The organism is Ornithinibacillus sp. FSL M8-0202, assembly GCF_037975285.1.
Taxonomy (GTDB): Bacteria; Bacillota; Bacilli; order Bacillales; family Amphibacillaceae; genus Ornithinibacillus; species Ornithinibacillus massiliensis.
In genome coordinates, this window is the sequence record NZ_CP150248.1 from 3,532,616 (window position 1) to 3,555,407 (window position 22,792).

Genomic DNA, 22,792 nt, shown 5'->3' on the forward strand with positions numbered 1-22,792 from the left:
ATTACTCCTTCAACACAGAATCAATATAAATTTGGGGATCTAATAAATACTCCGCTATTCCTTCAATAGAAGGATAGACAAACTCAGCTCCGATACCAAGAAAGACGGAGATGGCTAATAAACCAACAATTGGTAAGATTAATCCTAGCGAAGGCTTCTTCGTATAGGTTTTCGTTTCATCTTTTTCTCCCCAGAATCCTCGAATGAAAATTTTTATGACAGAGTATAGGATGAGTAGACTGGATAATAGCGCTATTAAGGTTATCGCAATTTCATCAGCCGATAGGGCACCCCTAAGTAGTAATAGCTTTCCGATAAAACCACTAAATGGTGGAATACCCGCAAGAATAAATGCTGCGATAAATAATAACCATCCCAATAATGGGTAATGATGGATTAATCCACCCATTTTCTTCAAGTCTGATGTTCCAGCTACATAGGCAATAACTCCAACCAGTAAAAATAGCGCAGATTTTATAATCATATCGTGTACCAAATAATAAATGGAGCCACTTAGCGCATCGAGATTAAAAATACCTATTCCCATAATGATAAATCCTATCGCAGGGATAATATTATAACTAATGATTAGTTTAATATTATTTGTTGAAAGGGCACCAATTACTCCAAATACCATGGATAGTCCTGCAATCCAGATGAATGCTTCATGTGTAATTTCCATACGATGGATGAAAATTAATGAGAACACGCGTAGGATGGAATAGATACCTACTTTCGTTAATAGGGCACCAAATAAAGCAGATACGACTGGATTTGGTACGATATATGGCCTAGGTAACCAATAATATAGCGGGAATAATGCTGCTTTCGTACCAAATACGAAGAACAGGAGCACCGCTATAGTTGTTAAGATTCCAGTCTGTTCAACTTCTGCAACACGCTCTGCAATTTGAGCCATATTAATGGTTCCTACTGCACCATATAATAGGGCAATTGCCGTTACAAATAACATGGAAGAGAACAAGTTAATTAAAACATACTTGATAGATTCTCTTAATTGTACTTTATCGCCACCAAGTACGATAAGGGCATAGGAAGCCATCAGTAATACTTCAAAAAATACAAATAGGTTAAATAAATCACCTGTCAGAAACGCACCGGTTACACCAGCAATAAGCATAAAGTAAAACGTATAGAAATAATGTGTTTCTTGCCTTAAGGTTAAAGAGTTTGGTGCGTAAAATACCGCTGCTGTTGCGATGATATTCGTTGTTAGAACGAGTAGAATGGAAAGCTTATCTGCCACCAATATAATTCCGTATGGTGCTATCCAACCACCCGTCTCCAAAATTATCGCACCATCAGTAAATACAGTATAGGCAACAAACATCGTGACTGCTAAGCCAACTAAAGTAAAGAGCTTTGTTAAAAGTCGAGTTGTCTTCACATGTGAGTTAGTAAATGCCACAATGACACCTGAGATTGCCGGGATGATTAGCGGTAATATAGCTAAATTACTCATTCGATTCACCCCTCATTTCTTCCATATTGTCTGTTTTGTTTTCTTGTGCTGTTCGGTAAGCTAGAACAAGTAAAAGACTCGTAATACCGAAGCTAATTACGATCGAAGTTAAGATCAATGCTTGTGGTAAAGGGTCAGTATAGTTTACTACCGAATCATCCAGTATTGGAGGCTGACCCCGTTTTAATTTCCCCATCGTTAAAATAACTAGATGGGCACCATGGGATAATAGAACAGTCCCAATGATTATACGTAATAGCTGTTTTTGTAATAGGTTATAAACGGCTGTTGCAAATAATATCCCAGCCAGTATTAGAATGATATATTCCATTTACTCAGCCTCCTTATTTCTGAGTTTAATGAGGCCATAGATGGCTAAAGCAGCAATACCTAATACTGCGATTTCAAACAGTGTATCGAGTCCACGCATATCTACAAGAATAACGTTTACGATATTGTGTCCACCACCGAGTTTATATGCGGTTTCTACAAAGTAATCTGAAATCTTATTAAACCAATCTGCACTATGGGCTGCAAATCCTGTCAGCGTAACTAATAGTCCCATACCTACAGCGATAATGGTATTGGCAGTGGATGTCTGCAATGTTTCTTCTCTTTTTCGTAGCTCTGGTAAATGATAGTAAGCGAGTAGGAAAAGAGCCATCGATACAGTTTCTACTACTAATTGCGTTAAAGCTAAGTCTGGAGCACGGAAGATGACAAACAGAATAGAAATTCCAAAGCCAACAATACCTGTAATGATAATTAGTGCAAGTTTATCATTAACAAAAATTGTCGCTAAGGCAGCTAATACCATGATGATTACTACGGCAATATCAACTGCGGAAACTTCTGCTAAATCATCAAAGCTAATATTGCTTAGACCACCAGTTGTTAACATAATAGTAAATGTTGCCACTATGATAGCGACTAAAATGATGGACATATATAGCTTAATTGATCCAGTCATATATGCATTGGTGACACGGGTTGAAACATCGTCTATTTTCTGAATTAACTTGTCATATACTTTATTAAAACTTAATTTACCAGGTAGGACATGATAAATGTTGCTCCATTTTTTACGAGTTAAGAATAGGACAATACCTAGTCCAACTACGATAAGAGACATTTGGAATGCTATCGAATCAAATCCATGCCAATAATGAACATGATAAGGCTCCATCGGACTATTCATTATTCCGCCAGTTGCATGTGCTAGTAATGAACTGTTCGCAATATTAGGGAATAAACCAATGATGATAACACCTAGGATAAGGATTAATGGTGAAATAAGCATACCAATTGGTGCCTCGTGTGGTTTCTTTTTAAATAAATCGAATTTTTTCGGCCCAGTAAACACGCCAAAGAATAGATACATCGAATATACAAATGTAAAAATACTCCCAAACACGGCAAGGTAAGGAATAGCAGTTGAAAGGAAGCTGGCTAATCCATTTGCCTGATCACTTAATTTCGTTGTTGCCTCAAAGAATAATTCTTTACTATAGAAGCCGTTTAAGAACGGAAATGGAACCCCAGCCATGGAGAAGGTACCAAAGACAGCTAACGTACCGGATATTGGCATAATCGTAAATAATCCACCAAGCTTACGTATGTCTCTCGTTCCAGTTTCGTGGTCAATAATCCCAGCAATCATAAACAGGCTTCCTTTGAATGTAGCATGGTTTAAAATATGGAATACAGCAGCGAAAATAGCAGCCTCTGTTCCAAATCCAAGCATAGCCATAATCATACCTAATTGACTTATGGTAGAAAATGCAAGGATACCCTTCAAGTCAGTCTGTCGTACTGCCATATAGGATCCCCAAACCAATGTAACAATTCCGACTAAACTAACGGTAATATAAAACCATTCAAACGCTACGAAAATAGGTAAGAATCTTGCTACGAGATAAATACCCGCTTTAACCATAGTAGCGGAGTGTAAGTAAGCACTAACTGGAGTAGGTGCCTCCATTGCATCTGGTAACCAAATATGAAATGGAAATTGTGCAGATTTAGTAAATGCACCTAACAGAATTAATCCTAAAATTAAAGGCAAATAATTGTTATTAATAATCAAATCTACTTGATCAATCATCCCACGGATACTTGTCGTTCCAGTAATGACGGATAATAATATTAGTCCACCAAGCATGCTTAGCCCACCAAATACGGTGATAAGCATCGATTTTTGGGCGCCATAACGTGAACGTTCTCGATGATGCCAATATCCAATTAATAAGAATGAAGATATTGAGGTTAGTTCCCAAAAGGAATATAGTACAAACACATTATCAGACAACACAACGCCTAGCATGGCTGACATGAACATAAGTAGATAAACATAGAAATGAGCTAATCTTTCTGAGACATGCAGGTAATAAATGGAATAGAATACAACGAGTGTACCAATCCCACTAATAAGCAGTACAAAAAGCAAGCTAAGTCCATCTAAATAAAAATCAAAATTTATACCAAGGGAAGGAATCCAGTTATATGTATGACGTACTGGAGAAAAGTCATTACCTATAAAACGAACAAAGTAAAGGAAGATTCCTAAGGGGATAAGTAATACAAATATACCTGTATGAACTTTATTCTTCACCTTACTTAACAGTGGAACTAATAAAGCAAATACAAGGGGTATTAAAACTGCAAATATCATCTACGAATTGACCTCCTATTTATTTATCGATTATCCCAAACGTAAGATGAGTAGATTACTCTTATTTTGGGTTAGCTTCTAACTTATCATTTACGTTAATTTTATTTTAATATATAACTGATAAAGTCACAAAGCGATATAACGTTACATATAACAGAAAGCTTACCATACTTTTTACCGAGAAAAAAATAAAATACCCCCAACATTCACAATAATGTCAAGGGTTATAAAATCTCTTCCTATTTATATAGAATCATTTCATACGGTCGATTTTTTTAACTGCTATACTTTATTTTGTGACTTAAACCTCGGCGATATATTTCATCTTCTATAAGCGAAACAAAATCAGGGCTTAATTTTAATTCATTTGCTTTATGATACGACTCGATTAATAATTCATCTGACAAATGTTCCATAATCGTAGCCCTCCTATATTAAACAAGTTCTTTTATTAAGACGGTTTACTAGAAGATTGTTGCATTTTGTGGAATTAGGATTGAGTGGGAGCCATATGGATATAGCTTTTTCAACAATCTTTCCTATAGTAGCGGTCTTAACTATCTACTAGATTTATGATAGATATAACGTAACACGAAAAATAATCGAGGACAAGATGCTAGTTATCTACATGGGGCTGTAGATAACTTGTGTATAAAGGTAGAAAACAACAGCTAAACACTTGATTTTATACTGTTGATAATGTGAATATAGTTATCCACAATACGAGAAATGCGAGAATTTGTCGAACGATTTTTGCATTTTTAATCGCTATTTTACATATTTCTACCTTCTGTAACATATCTATGGTATTTTAGTATGCATAGGTTTTTATTTATATTATGTATAATAACCAAAAAGACTTTTGTATAAACATCGAATAGGTTAGTATATAAGTCGATAGATTTTGTAAACAAAGAGGTGTAACTATTGTTAAAGCGGTTTCTACCAAACGAACACGTAAAAAGTATATTTGAAATTAAACCTAGTGACCTTCATGATAAAGGGATAAAAGGAGTAATTACAGATTTAGATAATACATTGGTAGCGTGGGATGTAAAGAATGCTAGTCCTGAGGTTGTGGAATGGTTTAAACTAATGAAGGACCATGGCATTAAAGTAACCATCATATCCAATAATAAGGAAGAAAGAGTAAAAATGTTTTCAGAGCCACTAGGCACACCATTTGTTTTTAGTGCTAGAAAACCACTAACTAGAGCATTTAAGACTGCTGCACAGCAAATGGAATTAAAAAAAGAAGAGGTAGTTGTCATAGGTGATCAATTATTAACCGATATACTAGGTGGTAATACAGCAGGTTTTTACACAATCCTTGTTGTTCCGATTGTTCAAACCGATGAAAAAATAACGCAATTTAATCGCAGAATTGAACGGAAAATAATGAACTACTTTCGTAAAAAAGGTATGATTAGCTGGGAGGAATAAAAGTGGAACAAATCCATTGCATAGGATGCGGTGTCGAAATCCAAACAGAAGACCCAAAAGGTTTAGGATATACACCAAAATCATCTCTAGAAAAAGAAAATATACTTTGTAAAAGGTGTTTTCGTTTAAAGCATTACAATGAAATACAAGACGTATCCATTCACGATGACGATTTTCTTAGAATGGTTAGTTCGATTCGTGATAAAAAGGGACTTGTCGTCCATATTATCGATATTTTTGATGTGAATGGAACAATGATTAAGAGTTTACCTAGGATTGTTGGGAATAATCCGATTATTTTAGTTGGAAACAAAATGGATTTATTGCCAAAATCTACAAATCAGAATAAACTGATACAATGGTTGCGGTCATCTGCTAAAGAACTTGGTCTAAAAGTACAGGATGTTTTCTTAATCTCATCAGTTAAAGGCTATGGGATGGAAGAATTAACGAATCAAATTGAAGAGTACCGTAATCAACAAGATGTTTATATTGTTGGTACGACCAATGTCGGAAAATCAACATTCATTAATCGATTAATCAAACAGTCCGTTGGGGAGAGTGATGTCATTACGACATCTTATTTTCCAGGAACTACACTCGGGTTTATTGAAATTCCTTTAGATGATGATTCTGCTCTTATTGATACTCCTGGAATAGTTAATCATGAGCAAATTGCACATTACGTATCCGATCAGGATCTAAAGGTAATTACCCCGACTAAAGAGATAAAACCAAGAGTATATCAATTGAATTCGGAACAAACGCTATTCTTCGGTGGCTTAGCCCGTCTTGATTTTATTAAGGGAGATAGACAATCGTTCGTTTGTTACTTTTCCAATAATCTTCCAATCCATCGGACTAAGCTGGAGAAAGCAGATGAATTATATGAGAATCATGTTGGAGAATTATTATCTCCACCAGATGAAGAATCGATGAAATTGCTACCACCATTCACAACAAGCTCCTATCGATTAAATGGCGAGAAGACAGATATTGTATTTCCTGGATTGGGCTGGGTAACGGTAAGTGGAGCATGTACGATTGTGGCACATAGTCCAAAAGAAGTAGCTGTATCGTTAAGGAAATCCTTGATATAGGAGGGGCTAAGTGGTGTATCAGCTTGGGTTAATAGGGTATCCAATCAAACATTCCTTGTCTCCATGGATACATAAACAATTCCTAGAGGAAGCGAATATACAAGGAAACTATTCAATATTTGAAGTTAGAGAAGATGATTTAACAGAACTTGTACAAACTATAAAGGAAAAACGTATTACAGGATTTAATGTTACACTTCCATATAAACAAAAAATAATTCCTTTATTAGATGAATTAGACCCAAGTGCGAAACATATTGGTGCAGTTAATACGGTGTTAAATAAAGATGGTCGTTTAATCGGATATAACACAGATGGAATTGGTTACCTACGTTCGTTAGAGCAAAGCTATCCCGATTTATCCAATAATAAACAGGTAAACATCCTGATAATTGGTGCAGGAGGCGCTGCGCGAGGAATATACAATGCCCTACATCAAGCAGGATATTCATCGATTACTATTGCCAACCGAACCATCGAAAAAGCAAAGGAAATTGCTCAACATTCAAAGTCAGCTATAACCTTAGACCAAGCTGAGGAAAATATAGCTACCTTTGACCTAATAATTCAAACGACTAATGTTGGGATGAAGCCTAATCAAGCAGATTCGCCAATACGAATAGATGGAATGAAATCATCTACTATAGTAAGTGATATCATCTATCAACCGATTTTAACTACGTTATTACGTGAAGCCAAAAAGAAAGGTGCCCAAATCCATCAAGGACATTCCATGCTGCTATATCAAGCACAATATGCTTTTGAAATTTGGTTTGGGATAACACCATCACTTGGAAATATGAACAGTCAATTAAAACGAATACTAGAAGGGTGATAACATGCTAACAGGTAAACAAAAGAGATTTCTTCGATCAAAGGCACATCATTTAAAACCTATTTTTCAAGTTGGTAAAATAGGGGTTAATGAGAATATGATCGTACAAGTAAATGAAGCACTAGAAAAAAGAGAATTAATTAAGATTACAATTTTGCAAAATTGTTTAGATGATAAAGAAACTGTAGCGGAAGAATTACAGGCGGGAACAGGTGCAGAAATTGTCCAAATTATTGGTAATAACATTGTTCTTTATAAAGAATCGAAAGAGAACAAAGAAATCGTATTACCTTCATCTTCGGACTGACATAAACGGTTAGTTTTATAGTGTATTTCTGTACTTTTTTAGAAGGAGTATGTTTAGATGAATAAAAATGATGCGATTGCATTTGTTGAGCCACATTTAACGAAGAAGAGATTTGAGCATACATTACGTGTAGCAAATACAGCTGTGTCTTTGGCGAAGAAATATAATGTTTCTCCTGAAAAGGCCGAGCTTGCCTCTATTTTTCATGATTATTGCAAATATCGCGCAATCGATGAAATGAAAAGAATAATTGAAGCAAGTAAATTACCAAAGGACCTACTTCTCTATCATCATGAGCTTTGGCATGGGCCGGTTGCATCGATTAAAATAGAAGAGGAAGTCGGGATAACAGATCATGAGGTAAAATCAGCTATTTATTATCATACTACTGGAAAAGCCAATATGAGCAAATTAGAACTTATTGTATTTATTGCAGATTATATTGAGCCTGGAAGAAGCTTTCCGGGACTAGATGAAGTAAGAGAGATGGCAGAACACGATTTGATTAAAGCAGGGTGGATGGTATCTCGAAATACCATAAAATATTTGATGGAAAAGGAAAATCGTATTTATCCTGACACATTTCATGCATATAATGATTTAACAAGACTTATAACTGGAGGTATTCATGTTGAATAATAATCCTATGGAAATATTAAAGCTAGCAGCCGAAGCATGTGATGACAAACGAGCAGAAGAGATTGTTGCACTTGACTTAGCACAAGTATCCTTAGTCGCAGATTATTTCTTAATTTGCCATGGTTCGAATGAAAGGCAAGTTCAATCCATTGCTAGAGCTGTAAAAGAAACAATGGAAGAGCATCAAATATCAGTGAAGCGATTAGAAGGGTTTGAGCAAGCAAGATGGGTATTGGTCGACCTAGGTGATGTTGTATGCCATGTTTTCCATAAGGATGAACGAAACTATTATAATTTGGAGCGATTATGGGGAGATGCTGCCCAAGTACCATTAGAGGTAGGACAGTAAGGGATGGCGTATCAATTAATGGCAAGCCTATATGATCAATTTATGGAAGATGCTCCATATGATCAATGGGTGCACTATACGAAAATGATTATCGACAAATATGGTTTGAAAACACCAAATGTACTGGATTTAGGGTGTGGGACTGGTGAAATTACCGTTCAGCTGGCAGAAGAATATTCGATTACGGGTGTTGATTATTCTGCTGATATGCTTACAGTCGCAGACCAAAAAGCAAGTCATCACAATCAACAGATTCAGCTAGTCCACCAAGATTTAAGAGAGCTGGAAGGACTTCATCATTTTGATTTAGCAATTAGTTACTGCGATGTTATCAATTATATGACAACCATGGAGGATGTTCAAAAGGTCTTTCACAATGTTTATCATTCCCTCAACGATCATGGCCTCTTTGTGTTTGATTTTCACTCTGTTCGTCATGTTGAAGAAGATTTAGTTGGGAATTCTTTTTCTGATGTCAAAGAGGATAGCGCGTATATTTGGACGTGTTATCCAGGAGATGAGGAAGGCGAGATGTTTCATGAGTTAACCTTCTTTACATCAGAAGGAGATTTATATACTCGATTTGATGAAACACATCATCAAAAGACGTATTCAGTTGAGGTTTATCGTCGTTTACTAAAAAATGCAGGTTTTGAAATTTTGGCTGTTCATGGTGATTTTTCGATAGAAACAGATTTTTCTGAAAAAGAAGCGGATCGAATATTTATTATAGCGCAAAAAAGGACAAGATAAGTTATTTTTCTTGTCCTTTTCTTATTTTGCCAGAAAGATATTCGTCTTGTATCATAGTAGGACAACTAGTAATAGGATGTGAATGTCTTGCTAGAATGGTTACGAAAAAACGTATTGGTAATCTTTATGGTAATAGGGATAATAGTTGTGTTCCTTATGTTGAAGATGGGGGAGGAAGACCCGCCTGCGGCTCTAGTTACAGTTGATGATTCCTCAATAATTGAGGCTGAAGCCATTACTGAACCAAATTCTGGCCTGGTAGTCGTAGATATCAAAGGAGAGGTTCAACATCCTGGTGTCTATGAAATTGAAGAGAGTTCCCGTGTTCGCGATGTCGTACAATTAGCAGGAGGTTTTACCAATTCTGCTGATCAAAATTTTATTAATCTTGCCCAAAAGGTATTTGATGAAATGGTGATCCTTGTTCCAGAAATAGGACATGAGGGTTCGATTAATGTTGGAGAATCACAAAGCGCAAAGATAAGAATAAACTATGCGACGGTCGAGGAAATCCAAAAACTACCAGGGATAGGACCGTCTAAAGCAAATGCAATTGTTGAGTATCGGGATGCGAATGGCTATTTTCAACAAGTAGAGGATTTACTAGGTGTTACAGGGATTGGTGAGAAGACATTAGAGGCAATCAAGGATGAGCTTCAAGTTCCTTAACCGATTGACGATAGTAGGACTCACAAGGTAAACAAATTTAATAGAGAGGGGACTGATCATGGAAAGAATCTCATGGAATCAATATTTTATGGCACAAAGTCATTTACTATCGTTGCGAAGTACTTGTACAAGACTGATGGTAGGAGCGACGATTGTTCGCGATAAACGAATAATAGCTGGTGGTTATAATGGTAGTGTATCTGGCGATGTTCACTGTGTAGATGAAGGTTGCTATGTTATTGATGGACATTGTGTTCGAACTGTTCATGCAGAAGCTAATGCTCTTCTTCAATGTGCGAAGTTTGGAGTTCCTACAGAAAATGCTGATATCTATGTTACCCATTTTCCGTGTTTACAATGTACGAAGCAACTGATTCAAAGTGGTATTAAAACAGTATATTATGCAGAGGATTATAAGAATCATCCATATGCAATTGAGTTGTTTAAGGAAGCCGGAGTAAGAACGGAAAAAGTAGAATTAGACTACTTAGCATTAGATATAAACTACAAAGAGAAAGCCTCTGTTGTCGAAGAATTATTAAAGATAGTGGAGGATGCTGATTCGAGCGAGTTTAATCAGCTTAAAAAGAAGGCACAGGAATTATTCCGCATCGTAAGGTAGACGTTATATGAATGGTAATTGGTACATACCTGCTTTTGCAGTTGTTTGTAGTGCATTATCTGTCACGTTTGATTCAATCCTATTTTTTTTAGCTTTTATCATTTGGCTATTCATATTGTTTAAACAACAACGACTAGGTAAGTTTCCCATCACGGTCTCCCTAGTCGTTTATCTTACCTTCCTCCTTTATATCCCTTCGATTGATTCTCTCAAGCCCGACACGGACCGTTCTGATGTCACATTATCCGGGAAAGTAATACGTTCTCCCGTTGTAACGGAAACGATGCTACAATTTGATTTTAAAGCTGATGATACCCAGAATAGGATGAAAGTTAGGCTATTTAATCCTGATAGACAAAATCCTACTATTGCCACTATTCAATCTGGTGCATCCTGTCAAATTCATGGTGAGCTCAACATACCAGAAAGCAGTAGTAATCCTGGGCAATTTGATTATCAAGCCTATTTAGCAGCAAATGGAATACAATATGAACTCGTAATTAATTCGATAGAGGATATTCGTTGTCATGGTAGTGATAGCTGGAATGTTCTCTATAAGATGAGAGAGAATATCAAGGAATATGTTTATAGTAAATTTTCTGAAGAGACAGGTGCTTGGATACTTGCACTTGTTCTAGGAGATGATAGTTTAATCTCTAAGGATATAACGGCGTTGTTTCAACGGTGGAGTTTGTCTCATTTGTTAGCTATTTCTGGTCTTCATATTGGATTAGTCGTGGGGCTACTGTATTTCTTTACGGTAAAGCTTCAATTGCTAACCATTGAGAAAGCACAATATCTTATGATGATATTTTTACCGATATACGCTTTTCTTGCTGGTGGAGCGCCTTCTATACTGCGAGCGAGTTCGATGGTTTTACTCGTTATATTTATTCAAAAACTGAAATGGAAGCTCATGATAACCGATGTTATTAGTATTGTCTTCATCATGCTGATTATTTTCGATAAATACATTATCTATCATATTGGATTTCAATTTTCTTTTTTGGTTACTTTTGCCATCATATTATCTAAAAAATGGCTGGTAAGTAGTGATTCTTTATTATTTCAGATGTTGAAATTAAGTTTTATCTCACAGCTTGTTATTCTCCCCATACAGATGATTTATTTTTACCATTTTAATCCGCTATCCATATTACTGAATGTCTTCGTCGTTCCGTATTTTACTTTCTTTGTAATCCCACTTATGTTTTTGCTTCTGTTGATTTCGCCGATTCCATTCCTACATGTATTTATGGACAAGCTATTTTCATTCGTGCAGGAGATTTTTCTACGCTTATTACAAGGGGTAGATAATATTCTTTATTATCCGTGGTGGAATGGACAATTTCCTACTAGTTATATCGTAATTTATTATGTGCTGCTCATTTTCATGTTAGCGATGATTCTACGTGAGAAGTTAACGAGAGCATTTGCTTATGGAACGTTATTAACGATGTTATTGGTATCGTTGATGCTTCGACCATATGTATCTCCATATGGGAGTGTCACCATGTTAGATATAGGACAAGGGGACGCAATAGTAATTGAACTTCCATTTCGTAAGGGGGTGTTTATCGTCGATGCGGGGGCTGCGATTTCGTTCGAAAGTATGGAAGCTACGAATCGAAATTACACTAGAGTCATTCAACCCTTTCTTCAGTATCAAGGAATATATGAGATAGATGCCATTATCATCAGTCATGAGGATATAGACCATGCGGGTAGTGTGAAATATATTATGGATGATTATCGTGTGAACAGGATAATGATAAGTGAATATTACCAGCTTGAAGAGGAGCTTACTCATAAGCTGACAGATGGGGAGATCCTACGAGTAAGAGCGGGACAAAGGGTGGAAATGAAGGGGAAAAGGTTTAATATTCTTGCACCTTGGGTAGATAAAAAAGGCAGTAACGAAAATTCTCTCGTATTTTCCATTAGTCTAGGTGGTCGAGATTGGCTATTTACTGGAGATATTGATAAGGAAACCGAGAAAGATATAATAAAGACTTTCCCCGATCTGTCTGTAGATGTATTGAAGGTAGCACATCACGGTAGTAATACTTCAACCGATCCAGAATTTATTTCAGCGATTAAACCCAATTACGCGCTAATCTCAGTCGGTAAAAATAATCGATATGGCCACCCAACTCGTGATGTTTTAGAAACCTTGAATAATGAACAGGTTCTTGTTTTAAGAACAGATCAAGCGGGGGCTATTATTTATCGATTCAACGAAAATGATGGAACGTTTTATCAATTCAAGCCATAATCTAAACTAGACCAAAAAACAAAAGAGACCGGAGAAAGCCCAGTCTCTTTTGTTACGAAAAAACACTTATGTACTTATTGACCAATTACGCTAATGGTTACTCCGATAAAAAAGATTAAAAGAAAGAAAACTAAAGAAAAGCCAAACCCTTTAATGGAATCAACTACATCATTATTTTTTGATTGTGGATCCTTTTCAAATTCATTCATAGCTAACCCTCCCATATCAACCTTTAGTATAAATTAATTACTTAAAAAAATCCACCAAAGATACAAAAATGTCAAATATTAATTATACATAGCCAAAATTAGAAAGACTTAACAACTATACTTTTAGGGAGAAGGGTCATGCTATAGGTGAAAGAAAAACATCGTTTAACATACTGTTCCTAGGGCTTTATGTTAAACGTTCATATAGATAGAGAGGGAAATTCCTGTCCCTAATTTCCCTCTCAGGTTTTTCTTGCTATTCATCTTTCGACCGATTACCATAAAGAATATACGAATTTGGAGTGAATAGCATGACTTACACAGATGTAGTGAAACAAATAAAAAAAAAGCAAATCCCAGAAGTCATTTTATTATATGGTACAGAAAACTATTTTATCCAGAAAATAAAGGATTTACTGGTTAAAGGTGTTCTAGACGAGGAAGAAAACCTATCTACATATGATTTAACCGAAACATCCATCCAAGAAGTCATTGCAGATGTCGAGACATATCCTTTTTTTGGTGAAAAGAAATTGGTCATTGCTACAAATGCACTTTTTCTCAAGGCGAAGTCGGACAAGCTGCCATTTGAACATGACTTGTCAGTACTCGAACAATATTTAGAAATGCCTGTAGATTATTCTGTATTGGTTCTCATCGCACCTTATGAAAAAATTGATGAACGGAAAAAAATCAGTAAGCTTCTGAAAAATAAAGGGTTGGTAGCAGAATGTAACCCGGTTAAAGAGTACGAATTAAAAAATTGGATAGTAAATTTAGCTAAACAATTACATGTAACGATTGATGAGGATGCGTTTGAAATATTCGAAAATGAACTTTCTACTGACTTAAATATCATTGAAAGTGAGCTAGAGAAAATAGCATTATATGTTGGTGATGGGGGTACGGTGACGAAGCAAGTGGCGGAAGATCTAGTATCCCATACGATTACTAGCTCTGGTATTCGACTTGTGGACACAGTGATAGAAGGGAATCTTGCAAAAGCGATTACCATTTATAAAGATTTAGAAATCATGAAGGAAGAACCGATTGCATTAATTGGGTTATTGGCCTTTCAGTTTAGGACCATTCTGCGAGTAAAGCTTCTAAAGCAAAAGGGATATAGCTCTGGTCAGATGCAAAAGCAACTAGGTGTTCATCCCTATGTAATAAAAGTTGCATTAAACCGAGAAGCGAAGTTTACTGTACAAAAGCTGGAATATATTATTCATCAGCTTACCGAAACAGATGCGATAATTAAGCAAGGAAAAATGGAAAAGTCGTTAGCTTTTGAAATATTATTATATAATCTGATTAAAAAATAATGTTAATAACAATAAAAAACGATCCCGAATAGGATCGTTTTTTATTGTTTAGGCACCAAGACCGTTAACTTTTTTAGCTAGACGACTCTTTTGACGAGCACCAGCATTTTTATGGATAAGACCTTTTTGTACTGCTTTATCAATTTTTTTAATAGTTGCAGTTAATGCAGTTTTAGCATTTTCTACATCATTTGCTTCAACAAATTTTTCTAAAATCTTTATTTGTGAACGCATTTCAGATTTGTCTGATTGATTTTGAGCACGTTTTTTATTGTTTACTTCAACACGTTTAATTGCGGATTTAATATTAGCCATGATTTCACCTCCTAAAAAACACAAACGTTCATTACATTGAACAAGAGACATTGTACCAAAGTTGGAGCGTGTTTTCAATAACTATTATCCTTTATTCATGGTAATTTGTATGTTTTTAGTGAAAATGCGAAGGATAATTCTATAGATTTGTGTAGTTATCAAGTTGAAAGGATGAGATTTATTTTGGATAAAAAGGATATGATGGAAAACCAATTTCAAGTTCGTACGGATTTAGCAGTGGAAGCGAAGGATATGTACGTTGAGAAGGAAACTCCCTCTGAAGAGCATATAAAAGGAGTTAAACTGAAGGATATCGAAGAAAATGGTATTAAAATATCCTATGTTGAAATAGATGATGAGGGTGCTCAACTCTTAGGTAAGAAACCAGGGTCCTATGTAACTATCTATGCAGATGGGGTGAAGAAACAGGATACGAAACGCCAAGAAAATGCAGCAAAGATTCTGGCACGAGAAATTGAGAATTTACTTGAGAAAAACAATATCAAGAAAAATGCAACTGGACTTATAGTTGGATTAGGAAACTGGAATGTAACACCAGATGCTCTTGGTCCTATGACAGTGGAGAAAGTGCTTGTAACGAGTCATTTATTTAAGTTAGAACATGAATCTGTCTCAGATGGCTATAGACCAGTTGGAGCCGTAACCCCTGGAGTAATGGGGATTACTGGGATAGAGACAAGCAATATTATTTTTGGGATTGTAGAAAAGTTTAAGCCTGATTTTGTGTTAGCGGTTGATGCCTTAGCATCCAGATCGATAGAACGGGTTAATGAAACCATTCAATTATCTGATTCTGGTATCCATCCTGGTTCGGGAGTGGGGAATAAGCGTAAGGAGCTTAGTAAGGAAACACTAGGTGTTCCTGTATTGGCGATTGGGGTACCGACAGTTGTTGATGCTGTAACGATAACTAGTGATACTATCGATTTTATACTGAAGCATTTCGGTAGGGAATGGCGAGAAAAGGATCGCCCATCTAAAGCACTTGCCCCAGCGAGTATGTCTTTTGGTGGTAAGGAGTATAACGAAGAAGATTTGCCAGATTCAGAAAAGAGACAGACCTTTATGGGGATTGTAGGGAATCTATCTGAAGAAGAAAAAAGAAAGCTTATTTCAGAGGTGCTAACACCAACAGGCTATAATATGATGGTAACGCCAAAAGAAGTAGATGGTTTTATGGTTGATATGTCACATGTTTTGGCCAATGGTATAAACGCTGCCCTTCATGAGGCGGTAGATGTGAATAATATTGCTTCCTACTCTCGATAAGAAATGCGTATAAATCTATTAAATTTTGTGAAAAATAAGAGATAACAGTTCTACCTTCCAAGGATTCGTCATAGATTTTACTAAAGACGAACTAGGAAGGTGGAACATGATGCTAGGACCTCATCGTTTTAAACGTGAAAATAGATTACCTCAATATGTTAAAAAAAGTGTTTTATATGTTGTCAGTGTGATTATTTTGTTTCTCTTTATCGGACTTTTTACCACTATTTCACCTGCTTTTCGATTATCGTCCAATACATTAACAAATTGGACAAGTGAAATTGAGAGCTCTACCTTTATGTATTTATTAGGAATGGAAAATCGCATTTTTATGAAGGGACTTCCGCCAGAAACAGAATTGCCAAATTTATCCTCAACTCTATTTCAAATAGCAACCAGTGTCAGGCCGGATGATCCGAGAAGTTTACTTGGAAATGAACTTCCTGGTTTTTCGATTTATGATAGTGAGATTTTCATTGCTGGGGAAGGAACGAATTATACGAATCTTCCAGTGGAATCATCACCTCCGCTAGAAGAAGTGTTAAAAGATAGGGAAGCCGTAATCGATGAAGAGGTTGAAGTGGAAACTCCAGAGGATTCACCAGAAGGAACGCCATCAACTGGAGATAGAGAAGTTGTTTATATTTATAATACACATAACTATGAATCATTTTTACCTCATTTACCAGGCGTAAACAATCCTAATTTAGCACAGCATAGTGAAGTGAATGTCACATTAGTAAGTGAGCGCCTCTCTAATGCCCTAAAAAAATATGGTATCGGTAATAAGCTTGATGATACAGATAACATGAAATTATTGGAGCAGAACAACATGGAGTACTGGCAATCTTACACTTCGATTCGGGGTACTGTCCAGGAGGTTTTTGCTAATAATCAAGATATACAATATGTATTTGATATTCATCGGGATTCATTAAGAAGAGAAGCAACTACAAAAGAAATCGATGGAGAAGCATACGCTAAGATTGCGTTTGTAATAGGTGGAGATAATGAAAATTATGAGAAGAATCTGGAGTTTGCAAGTAGACTTCATAAGCTAATGCAAGAGAAATACCCGGGTCTAAGTAGGGGAGTATTACCTCCTAAAAAAGGCGCAGGGACCGACGGGGTATTTAATCAAGACTTACATGAGAATGCTTTAACAGTAGAAATAGGTGGAATAGATAATAATTTAGAGGAATTATATCGATCTGCAGACGCATTGGCAGAAGTGTTTAGTGAATTATACTGGGATGCGGAAAAGGTTAGTTCGGAATAGGGAGGTAGATCAGGATGTTTAAGTTTATATCTGTGGTGCTACTACTCGTTATTTGTTTTCTAGTAGGTGCTATCGTAGGTGTTGACCATACTGGAAAACAAGTACCAGCGACCGATACAAGGACTGGTAGTGAAGTTGTGGAAGCATCCTCACAGATCCAACAAACTACTAATGATAAGTCGGAAAATCCGGAAATCGTTAATCAAACAACAATTACCGAGGAGCTTTCTGTTTCGAATCCTGACCAGCTAAGCCAGAAGACAGCATCCTTTTTAGAAGTTGTGGTTCAAGGTTTTTATGATCTGGTTGTTGAAATCTTATATCAGATTTCCCAATTATTTTTCTAACTAAATCTGTACTAGATGTGGCTCGAATATGCGATGTTTCCCGCGTAGTTGAGCCACTTCTTGCGTTAGATTAGATATCGTGGTTGAAAGTAAATCATTCTACTAAATCGAGATATTGCGTCTTTATGTATGATTATGGCAACTCTTTCTTGAAACAATAGACTCCAATTGCTATAATCATCCTAGCAATCATCGAATTGTTGGCAGATAGGAAAGGACAATTAGCTTTCCTAACCAGCATAAGAAAAAACAACATATTCGCAAAAGATGTGCGAATGCGAGTTTTTCTAATACTAGGATGTATTAAATATGTACTTTACCGAAAATGGGTAAAGGCAAGTAGGAGTGAACATCACGTATGGTAAGAAACCAAGAGAATGTACGTAATTTTTCTATCATAGCCCATATTGACCATGGTAAGTCGACTTTGGCTGACCGTATTTTAGAGAATACACAAACCGTTACAAAACGTGAAATGAAAGACCAAATTCTTGATGCAATGGATTTGGAACGAGAACGTGGCATAACGATTAAATTGAATGCAGTACAATTACAATATAAGAGTAAAAGTGGGGAAGATTTTACGTTCCATTTAATTGATACCCCAGGACATGTTGATTTTACATATGAAGTATCTAGAAGTTTGGCGGCTTGTGAAGGTGCCATTTTAGTAGTTGATGCAGCACAAGGAATTGAAGCGCAAACACTTGCGAATGTTTATCTCGCATTAGATAATGAATTAGAGATTATTCCAGTTATTAATAAGATTGACCTACCTAGTGCTGACCCAGAACGTGTAAAGAAAGAACTGGAGGAAGTAATCGGAATTGATCCTGATGACGTTATTTTAGCATCTGCTAAAGCGAATATTGGTATCGAAGACATTCTTGAGCGAATTACGGAGGCCGTCCCACCACCGGCTGGAGATCCAGATGAGCCTTTAAAAGCACTTATTTTTGATTCATTATATGATTCCTATCGTGGTGTTGTCGCGTATGTCTGTGTGAAAGAAGGATCTGTAAAAGTTGGCGATCGTATTAAAATGATGGCAACCGGTAAAGAATTTGAGGTAAACGAGGTTGGTGTGTTTACACCAAAACAATTGCCACTTAAAGAGCTAAATGTTGGAGACGTTGGCTATATTACCGCGTCCATTAAGAATGTTGGAGATACACGTGTAGGAGATACCATTACACTAGCAGATAATCCAGCAAAAGAGCCATTACCAGGATATCGACGCTTAAATCCTATGGTTTATTGTGGACTTTACCCAGTAGATTCCAGTAAATATAACGATTTACGTGAGGCGCTCGAACGATTAGAATTGAATGACTCAGCTTTACAATATGAAGCAGAGACGTCACAAGCGTTAGGATTTGGCTTCCGTTGTGGGTTTTTAGGATTATTACACATGGAAATAATTCAAGAACGTATTGAACGTGAATTTAAAATTGATCTTATAACTACTGCTCCTAGTGTAATCTATGAAGTAGAGCAAACAGACGGAGAAGTTTTAACGATTGATAATCCATCTGTCATGCCAGATCCGCAGAAGATTCAAGAAATTCGTGAACCGTATGTGAAAGCTACTATTATGGTACCGAATGAATACGTAGGACCAGTAATGGAAATCGCTCAAAAGAAGCGTGGTCAGTTTATTGACATGGAATATCTCGATGATATTCGAGTCAATGTGATTTATCATATCCCACTTTCTGAAATTGTGTACGATTTCTTTGATCAATTGAAATCCAATACAAAAGGGTATGCATCATTTGATTATGAATTATTAGGTTATCAAGCATCGAAACTAGTGAAAATGGATATCCTGCTAAATGGTGAGACAATCGATGCGTTATCGTTTATTGTGCATAAAGATTTTTCATATGATCGCGGGAAGCAAATCGTAGAGAAATTAAAAGAATTAATTCCTAGACAACAATTCGAAGTTCCGGTACAAGCAGCAGTTGGAAATAAAATAGTTGCAAGATCAACCATCAAAGCAATGCGTAAAAACGTATTAGCAAAATGTTATGGTGGGGATATATCCCGTAAGAGAAAACTTCTAGAGAAGCAAAAAGAAGGAAAAAAACGAATGAAGATGGTTGGTTCAGTAGAAGTACCACAAGAAGCATTTATGGCCGTATTAAAAATGGATGATGAATAATAGTAAGAGAACGAGGCTAGGACATAACGAAAAGAATTAAATGTATAACCGAATGATACACGATGCTAGCTCCGAAAATATACGTAGACTCCTGCGGGAGGAAAGGGCACTGCCTGAGACCCCTAAAGAAGTAGCACGAGGAGGCTCACCAGCTGCCCGGCGGTAAAGAAGACACTGCGAGGTTCTCTCGAGCAGATGTCGCGCTTATGCTGTGATAAAGTGCAAGGTAGACGCTGCCAGGGTTTTTTCGAGCAGATGTCGCCCCTGTACTGGAAGCAACCGCAAGTATATTTCCGGAGCTGGGTCTTTGCTCGTTATTCGGTTTTTCCTTTGAGATAAATTCTTTTGTTCCAGCCTTTTTTCTTTTTTAATTATAGAGCCTACAATTTTTCAGAAGATGTCAATCCAAGAAAAGTTTTAGGATGGTTAGGAGACATAATATGATTCAATCAGTATATATCCATATCCCGTTCTGTCAGCACATCTGTCATTATTGCGATTTTACAAAGTTCTTTTATAATGAACAATTGGCAACGGAATATTTAGAAGCACTAGAAAACGAAATAAACACACAAATTCAAGGCAGTAAGCATCCCGTCAAAACGATTTTTATTGGCGGAGGAACCCCGACTGCTTTAACCTATTCCCAATTAAAAAAATTACTAATGTTCGTGGCAGAAAAATTTGACGTTTGGAATTGTAAAGAATATACCATTGAAGCTAATCCAGGAGACTTTGATGCAGATAAGGCGAAACTCTTAAAGGAATACGGTATAAATCGTGTGTCACTTGGTGTTCAAGTGTTTGATGATGTGATGTTAGCGGAACTTGGAAGAGCCCATCGCGTAAAAGATGTATATAAAACGGTTGAACTATTAAACACGGCTGGCTTAACTAATATTAGTTTAGATATGATTTACTCTTTACCGAATCAAACACCTAAGCATTTTGAAAAAACGGTTACTGAGGCACTTTCCTTTGGTTTACCACATTATTCAGCTTATTCCTTACAGATCGAACCAAAAACGATTTTTTATAACCGTTATAAAAAAGGACAATTACATCGACCTGCTCAAGAAGAAGAGGTAGAAATGTATGACATCCTGCAATCAAAAATGCGGCAAAGTGGACTAATACAATATGAAATAAGTAACTTTGCCAAGTCCGGTTTTGAAAGTAAACATAATTTGACCTATTGGAATAATGATTATTACTATGGTTTTGGAGCCGGTGCGAGTGGTTACTTACCAGGAAAACGTACCATGAATATTCGACCATTACCGGCATATATCAAACAAGCAAATGAGGATGGAAAACCAATTCTAAAGGTTGAAACGATAGGTTTAAAAGAGCAAATTGAGGAAGAATGGTTCTTAGGGTTACGAAAACTGTGTGGGGTCCATAAGAAAGTCTTCCAGGACAAGTTTGGGTTTTCACATGAATTACTGTATAAACAACAAATTGAACACCTAGTTCAAAAGGGTTGGTTAATTAATGATAAAGAGACCATCCATCTTTCACAGCAAGGGTTACTATTTGGAAATGATGTATTTGAGTATTTTCTGTTGGAAGAAGAAGATCTAGAGGCAATAGCATTGACAAAAAAATCGTGATTTGATAATTTATTAGTAGTATTAGCACTCGAGGTAAGAGAGTGCTAACAGGGGTGATCATTAATGTTAACGGATAGGCAATTAATGATTTTGCAAGTTATTATTGATGATTTTATTGAATCAGCCCACCCAGTTGGTTCACGTGCGATTTCAAAAAAAGATGAAATATCCTTCAGTGCTGCAACTATCCGTAATGTGATGGCGGATTTGGAAGAAATGGGTTTTATCGAAAAAACGCATTCTTCTTCAGGCCGTGTGCCATCAGAAAAAGGATATCGTTATTATGTAGACCATGTCATTGCACCGTCTATTGATAAAAGTAATTTAAATATAATGAAGGATTTAATTCGGGATGAATTTATTGACTTTGAAAAGCTCGTACAAAAATCGGCTGAGGTATTGTCTGATTTAACAAATTATACGTCCATCATTTTAGGTCCAGAAATATTCGAAACAAAAGTAAAACAGTTGCAAATTGTTCCACTGTCGGATCATACGGCAGTTGCAATACTGGTTACAGATTCCGGTCATGTTGAACATCGTTCTTTCACGATCCCTGGAGAAATTAGCCCATCTGACTTGGAAAAAATCGTCAATATTTTAAATGAACGATTAAAGGGCGTTTCACTGGCACGATTACCAGATGTTATAACAACGGAAGTAGTATCATTAATGAGGATGTACGTTCGTGATTTTGAAAAATCCTTTCAATATTTAGCGTCTGCCTTCTTCCGTGATCAACCGGTAAAGCTCTATATAGGTGGAAAAACAAATTTATTAACACAACCAGAATTTAATGATATTAATAAAGTTCGGTCATTCTATCAAATGATGGAAAACGAGAATCAGGTTGTAAATTTATTAAAGACACCACAACATGGAATAAAGGTGACCATTGGAAATGAAAATAAGGTTGACGAAATCAAGGATTTCAGTTTGATTACTGCTTCCTATCAATTAGGAAGTGAACAAATGGGAACTATTGCACTAATTGGACCTACACGGATGGAATACCGCAAAGTAATTACATTATTAAATGCGCTATCAAATGAAATGACAGATGCTTTATACTTATGGTATAAAAACAACGGGTAAAGGCAT

Annotated in this window: 23 protein-coding genes; 17 read left to right on the forward strand and 6 right to left on the reverse strand. The window is 36.3% G+C overall.

Annotated elements, in window-relative coordinates:
* Window position 1: 1 nt before the first annotated feature.
* The 4 genes from MKY78_RS17800 to MKY78_RS17815 all read right to left on the reverse strand — a co-directional run bounded on the left by MKY78_RS17800 (window position 2) and on the right by MKY78_RS17815 (window position 4,570).
* A complete protein-coding gene (locus MKY78_RS17800) occupies window positions 2-1,483 on the reverse strand; it encodes a Na+/H+ antiporter subunit D (protein ID WP_339214571.1) in 1,482 nt (493 codons plus the stop codon).
* Window positions 1,476-1,814 carry a Na(+)/H(+) antiporter subunit C gene (locus tag MKY78_RS17805; protein WP_339214573.1) on the reverse strand — a complete coding sequence of 113 codons (339 nt, stop codon included), beginning with the start codon at window positions 1,812-1,814 and terminating at the stop codon, window positions 1,476-1,478. Before MKY78_RS17805 ends, MKY78_RS17800 begins: the two co-directional genes overlap by 8 nt.
* The gene (locus MKY78_RS17810; RefSeq protein WP_339214575.1) at window positions 1,815-4,154 is read right to left on the reverse strand and encodes a Na+/H+ antiporter subunit A; all 2,340 of its coding nucleotides are present in this window, start codon (window positions 4,152-4,154) and stop codon (window positions 1,815-1,817) included.
* A 275-nt stretch (window positions 4,155-4,429) separates the two neighbouring features.
* Window positions 4,430-4,570: a sporulation histidine kinase inhibitor Sda gene (locus MKY78_RS17815; protein WP_010094136.1), complete on the reverse strand. Its 141-nt coding sequence runs from the start codon at window positions 4,568-4,570 to the stop codon at window positions 4,430-4,432.
* A gap of 511 nt (window positions 4,571-5,081) precedes the next feature.
* On the opposite strand from MKY78_RS17815, the gene MKY78_RS17820 reads away from it, so the two are divergent.
* From MKY78_RS17820 to MKY78_RS17865, 10 genes are all read left to right on the forward strand, one after another.
* Window positions 5,082-5,597 carry a YqeG family HAD IIIA-type phosphatase gene (locus tag MKY78_RS17820; RefSeq protein ID WP_339214577.1) on the forward strand — a complete coding sequence of 172 codons (516 nt, stop codon included), beginning with the start codon at window positions 5,082-5,084 and terminating at the stop codon, window positions 5,595-5,597.
* 2 nt (window positions 5,598-5,599) lie between these two features.
* Window positions 5,600-6,697: a ribosome biogenesis GTPase YqeH gene (gene yqeH / locus MKY78_RS17825; protein WP_339214579.1), complete on the forward strand. Its 1,098-nt coding sequence runs from the start codon at window positions 5,600-5,602 to the stop codon at window positions 6,695-6,697.
* A 10-nt stretch (window positions 6,698-6,707) separates the two neighbouring features.
* Window positions 6,708-7,532 (forward strand): shikimate dehydrogenase, encoded by an 825-nt coding sequence (gene aroE / locus MKY78_RS17830; protein ID WP_339214581.1) that lies wholly within the window; start codon window positions 6,708-6,710, stop codon window positions 7,530-7,532.
* 4 nt (window positions 7,533-7,536) lie between these two features.
* Complete coding sequence (gene yhbY / locus MKY78_RS17835) at window positions 7,537-7,839, forward strand: ribosome assembly RNA-binding protein YhbY (RefSeq protein ID WP_339214583.1); 303 nt, start codon at window positions 7,537-7,539, stop codon at window positions 7,837-7,839.
* Between the two features lie 57 nt (window positions 7,840-7,896).
* Window positions 7,897-8,478: a bis(5'-nucleosyl)-tetraphosphatase (symmetrical) YqeK gene (gene yqeK, locus MKY78_RS17840; RefSeq protein WP_339214585.1), complete on the forward strand. Its 582-nt coding sequence runs from the start codon at window positions 7,897-7,899 to the stop codon at window positions 8,476-8,478.
* The gene (rsfS, locus tag MKY78_RS17845; protein ID WP_339214586.1) at window positions 8,468-8,827 is read left to right on the forward strand and encodes a ribosome silencing factor; all 360 of its coding nucleotides are present in this window, start codon (window positions 8,468-8,470) and stop codon (window positions 8,825-8,827) included. Before yqeK ends, rsfS begins: the two co-directional genes overlap by 11 nt.
* Before the next feature lie 3 nt (window positions 8,828-8,830).
* Window positions 8,831-9,580 carry a class I SAM-dependent methyltransferase gene (locus MKY78_RS17850; RefSeq protein WP_339214588.1) on the forward strand — a complete coding sequence of 250 codons (750 nt, stop codon included), beginning with the start codon at window positions 8,831-8,833 and terminating at the stop codon, window positions 9,578-9,580.
* An 87-nt stretch (window positions 9,581-9,667) separates the two neighbouring features.
* Window positions 9,668-10,249 (forward strand): helix-hairpin-helix domain-containing protein, encoded by a 582-nt coding sequence (locus tag MKY78_RS17855; RefSeq protein WP_339214589.1) that lies wholly within the window; start codon window positions 9,668-9,670, stop codon window positions 10,247-10,249.
* A 58-nt stretch (window positions 10,250-10,307) separates the two neighbouring features.
* Window positions 10,308-10,871: a ComE operon protein 2 gene (locus MKY78_RS17860; RefSeq protein ID WP_339214590.1), complete on the forward strand. Its 564-nt coding sequence runs from the start codon at window positions 10,308-10,310 to the stop codon at window positions 10,869-10,871.
* Between the two features lie 7 nt (window positions 10,872-10,878).
* Complete coding sequence (locus MKY78_RS17865) at window positions 10,879-13,146, forward strand: DNA internalization-related competence protein ComEC/Rec2 (protein WP_339214591.1); 2,268 nt, start codon at window positions 10,879-10,881, stop codon at window positions 13,144-13,146.
* A gap of 74 nt (window positions 13,147-13,220) precedes the next feature.
* On the opposite strand, the gene MKY78_RS17870 is transcribed toward MKY78_RS17865, so the two are convergent.
* Window positions 13,221-13,355, reverse strand: coding sequence for a YqzM family protein (locus MKY78_RS17870; RefSeq protein ID WP_339214593.1), 135 nt, complete (start codon window positions 13,353-13,355; stop codon window positions 13,221-13,223).
* A gap of 311 nt (window positions 13,356-13,666) precedes the next feature.
* Here MKY78_RS17870 and holA point away from each other — a divergent pair, with 311 nt between their 5' ends.
* Window positions 13,667-14,680, forward strand: a complete 1,014-nt coding sequence (gene holA, locus MKY78_RS17875; RefSeq protein ID WP_339214595.1) for a DNA polymerase III subunit delta — start codon at window positions 13,667-13,669, stop codon at window positions 14,678-14,680.
* A 48-nt stretch (window positions 14,681-14,728) separates the two neighbouring features.
* Here the strand turns inward: holA and rpsT are convergent, their stop codons facing one another.
* Window positions 14,729-14,995, reverse strand: coding sequence for a 30S ribosomal protein S20 (gene rpsT / locus MKY78_RS17880; RefSeq protein ID WP_339214596.1), 267 nt, complete (start codon window positions 14,993-14,995; stop codon window positions 14,729-14,731).
* A 201-nt stretch (window positions 14,996-15,196) separates the two neighbouring features.
* Between rpsT and gpr the strand changes: the two genes are divergently transcribed.
* The 6 genes from gpr to hrcA all read left to right on the forward strand — a co-directional run bounded on the left by gpr (window position 15,197) and on the right by hrcA (window position 22,786).
* On the forward strand, window positions 15,197-16,285 hold the full coding sequence (gene gpr / locus MKY78_RS17885; RefSeq protein WP_339217956.1) for a GPR endopeptidase: 1,089 nt from the start codon (window positions 15,197-15,199) through the stop codon (window positions 16,283-16,285).
* A gap of 106 nt (window positions 16,286-16,391) precedes the next feature.
* Window positions 16,392-17,564 carry a stage II sporulation protein P gene (locus tag MKY78_RS17890; protein WP_339214597.1) on the forward strand — a complete coding sequence of 391 codons (1,173 nt, stop codon included), beginning with the start codon at window positions 16,392-16,394 and terminating at the stop codon, window positions 17,562-17,564.
* Between the two features lie 14 nt (window positions 17,565-17,578).
* Window positions 17,579-17,911 (forward strand): hypothetical protein, encoded by a 333-nt coding sequence (locus MKY78_RS17895; protein ID WP_339214598.1) that lies wholly within the window; start codon window positions 17,579-17,581, stop codon window positions 17,909-17,911.
* Between the two features lie 358 nt (window positions 17,912-18,269).
* A complete protein-coding gene (gene lepA / locus MKY78_RS17900; RefSeq protein ID WP_339214599.1) occupies window positions 18,270-20,078 on the forward strand; it encodes a translation elongation factor 4 in 1,809 nt (602 codons plus the stop codon).
* A 440-nt stretch (window positions 20,079-20,518) separates the two neighbouring features.
* Window positions 20,519-21,691 (forward strand): radical SAM family heme chaperone HemW, encoded by a 1,173-nt coding sequence (gene hemW / locus MKY78_RS17905; protein ID WP_339214601.1) that lies wholly within the window; start codon window positions 20,519-20,521, stop codon window positions 21,689-21,691.
* Window positions 21,692-21,754: 63 nt separating this feature from the next.
* Window positions 21,755-22,786: a heat-inducible transcriptional repressor HrcA gene (hrcA, locus tag MKY78_RS17910; protein ID WP_339214603.1), complete on the forward strand. Its 1,032-nt coding sequence runs from the start codon at window positions 21,755-21,757 to the stop codon at window positions 22,784-22,786.
* Window positions 22,787-22,792: the final 6 nt, after the last annotated feature.

What these genes read in the sequence shown, in the direction of transcription:
- MKY78_RS17890 (WP_339214597.1), top strand. Translation starts at nt 16,392, where the DNA reads ATGATGCTAGGACCTCATCGTTTTAAACGTGAAAATAGATTACCTCAA.
- MKY78_RS17895 (WP_339214598.1), top strand. Translation starts at nt 17,579, where the DNA reads ATGTTTAAGTTTATATCTGTGGTGCTACTACTCGTTATTTGTTTTCTA.
- yhbY (WP_339214583.1), top strand. Translation starts at nt 7,537, where the DNA reads ATGCTAACAGGTAAACAAAAGAGATTTCTTCGATCAAAGGCACATCAT.
- lepA (WP_339214599.1), top strand. Translation starts at nt 18,270, where the DNA reads ATGGTAAGAAACCAAGAGAATGTACGTAATTTTTCTATCATAGCCCAT.
- MKY78_RS17870 (WP_339214593.1), bottom strand. Translation starts at nt 13,355, where the DNA reads ATGAATGAATTTGAAAAGGATCCACAATCAAAAAATAATGATGTAGTT.
- rsfS (WP_339214586.1), top strand. Translation starts at nt 8,468, where the DNA reads ATGTTGAATAATAATCCTATGGAAATATTAAAGCTAGCAGCCGAAGCA.
- yqeK (WP_339214585.1), top strand. Translation starts at nt 7,897, where the DNA reads ATGAATAAAAATGATGCGATTGCATTTGTTGAGCCACATTTAACGAAG.
- MKY78_RS17800 (WP_339214571.1), bottom strand. Translation starts at nt 1,483, where the DNA reads ATGAGTAATTTAGCTATATTACCGCTAATCATCCCGGCAATCTCAGGT.
- MKY78_RS17810 (WP_339214575.1), bottom strand. Translation starts at nt 4,154, where the DNA reads ATGATATTTGCAGTTTTAATACCCCTTGTATTTGCTTTATTAGTTCCA.
- MKY78_RS17850 (WP_339214588.1), top strand. Translation starts at nt 8,831, where the DNA reads ATGGCGTATCAATTAATGGCAAGCCTATATGATCAATTTATGGAAGAT.
- rpsT (WP_339214596.1), bottom strand. Translation starts at nt 14,995, where the DNA reads ATGGCTAATATTAAATCCGCAATTAAACGTGTTGAAGTAAACAATAAA.
- MKY78_RS17860 (WP_339214590.1), top strand. Translation starts at nt 10,308, where the DNA reads ATGGAAAGAATCTCATGGAATCAATATTTTATGGCACAAAGTCATTTA.
- hemW (WP_339214601.1), top strand. Translation starts at nt 20,519, where the DNA reads ATGATTCAATCAGTATATATCCATATCCCGTTCTGTCAGCACATCTGT.
- holA (WP_339214595.1), top strand. Translation starts at nt 13,667, where the DNA reads ATGACTTACACAGATGTAGTGAAACAAATAAAAAAAAAGCAAATCCCA.
- hrcA (WP_339214603.1), top strand. Translation starts at nt 21,755, where the DNA reads ATGTTAACGGATAGGCAATTAATGATTTTGCAAGTTATTATTGATGAT.
- MKY78_RS17865 (WP_339214591.1), top strand. Translation starts at nt 10,879, where the DNA reads ATGAATGGTAATTGGTACATACCTGCTTTTGCAGTTGTTTGTAGTGCA.
- MKY78_RS17815 (WP_010094136.1), bottom strand. Translation starts at nt 4,570, where the DNA reads ATGGAACATTTGTCAGATGAATTATTAATCGAGTCGTATCATAAAGCA.
- MKY78_RS17805 (WP_339214573.1), bottom strand. Translation starts at nt 1,814, where the DNA reads ATGGAATATATCATTCTAATACTGGCTGGGATATTATTTGCAACAGCC.
- gpr (WP_339217956.1), top strand. Translation starts at nt 15,197, where the DNA reads ATGGAAAACCAATTTCAAGTTCGTACGGATTTAGCAGTGGAAGCGAAG.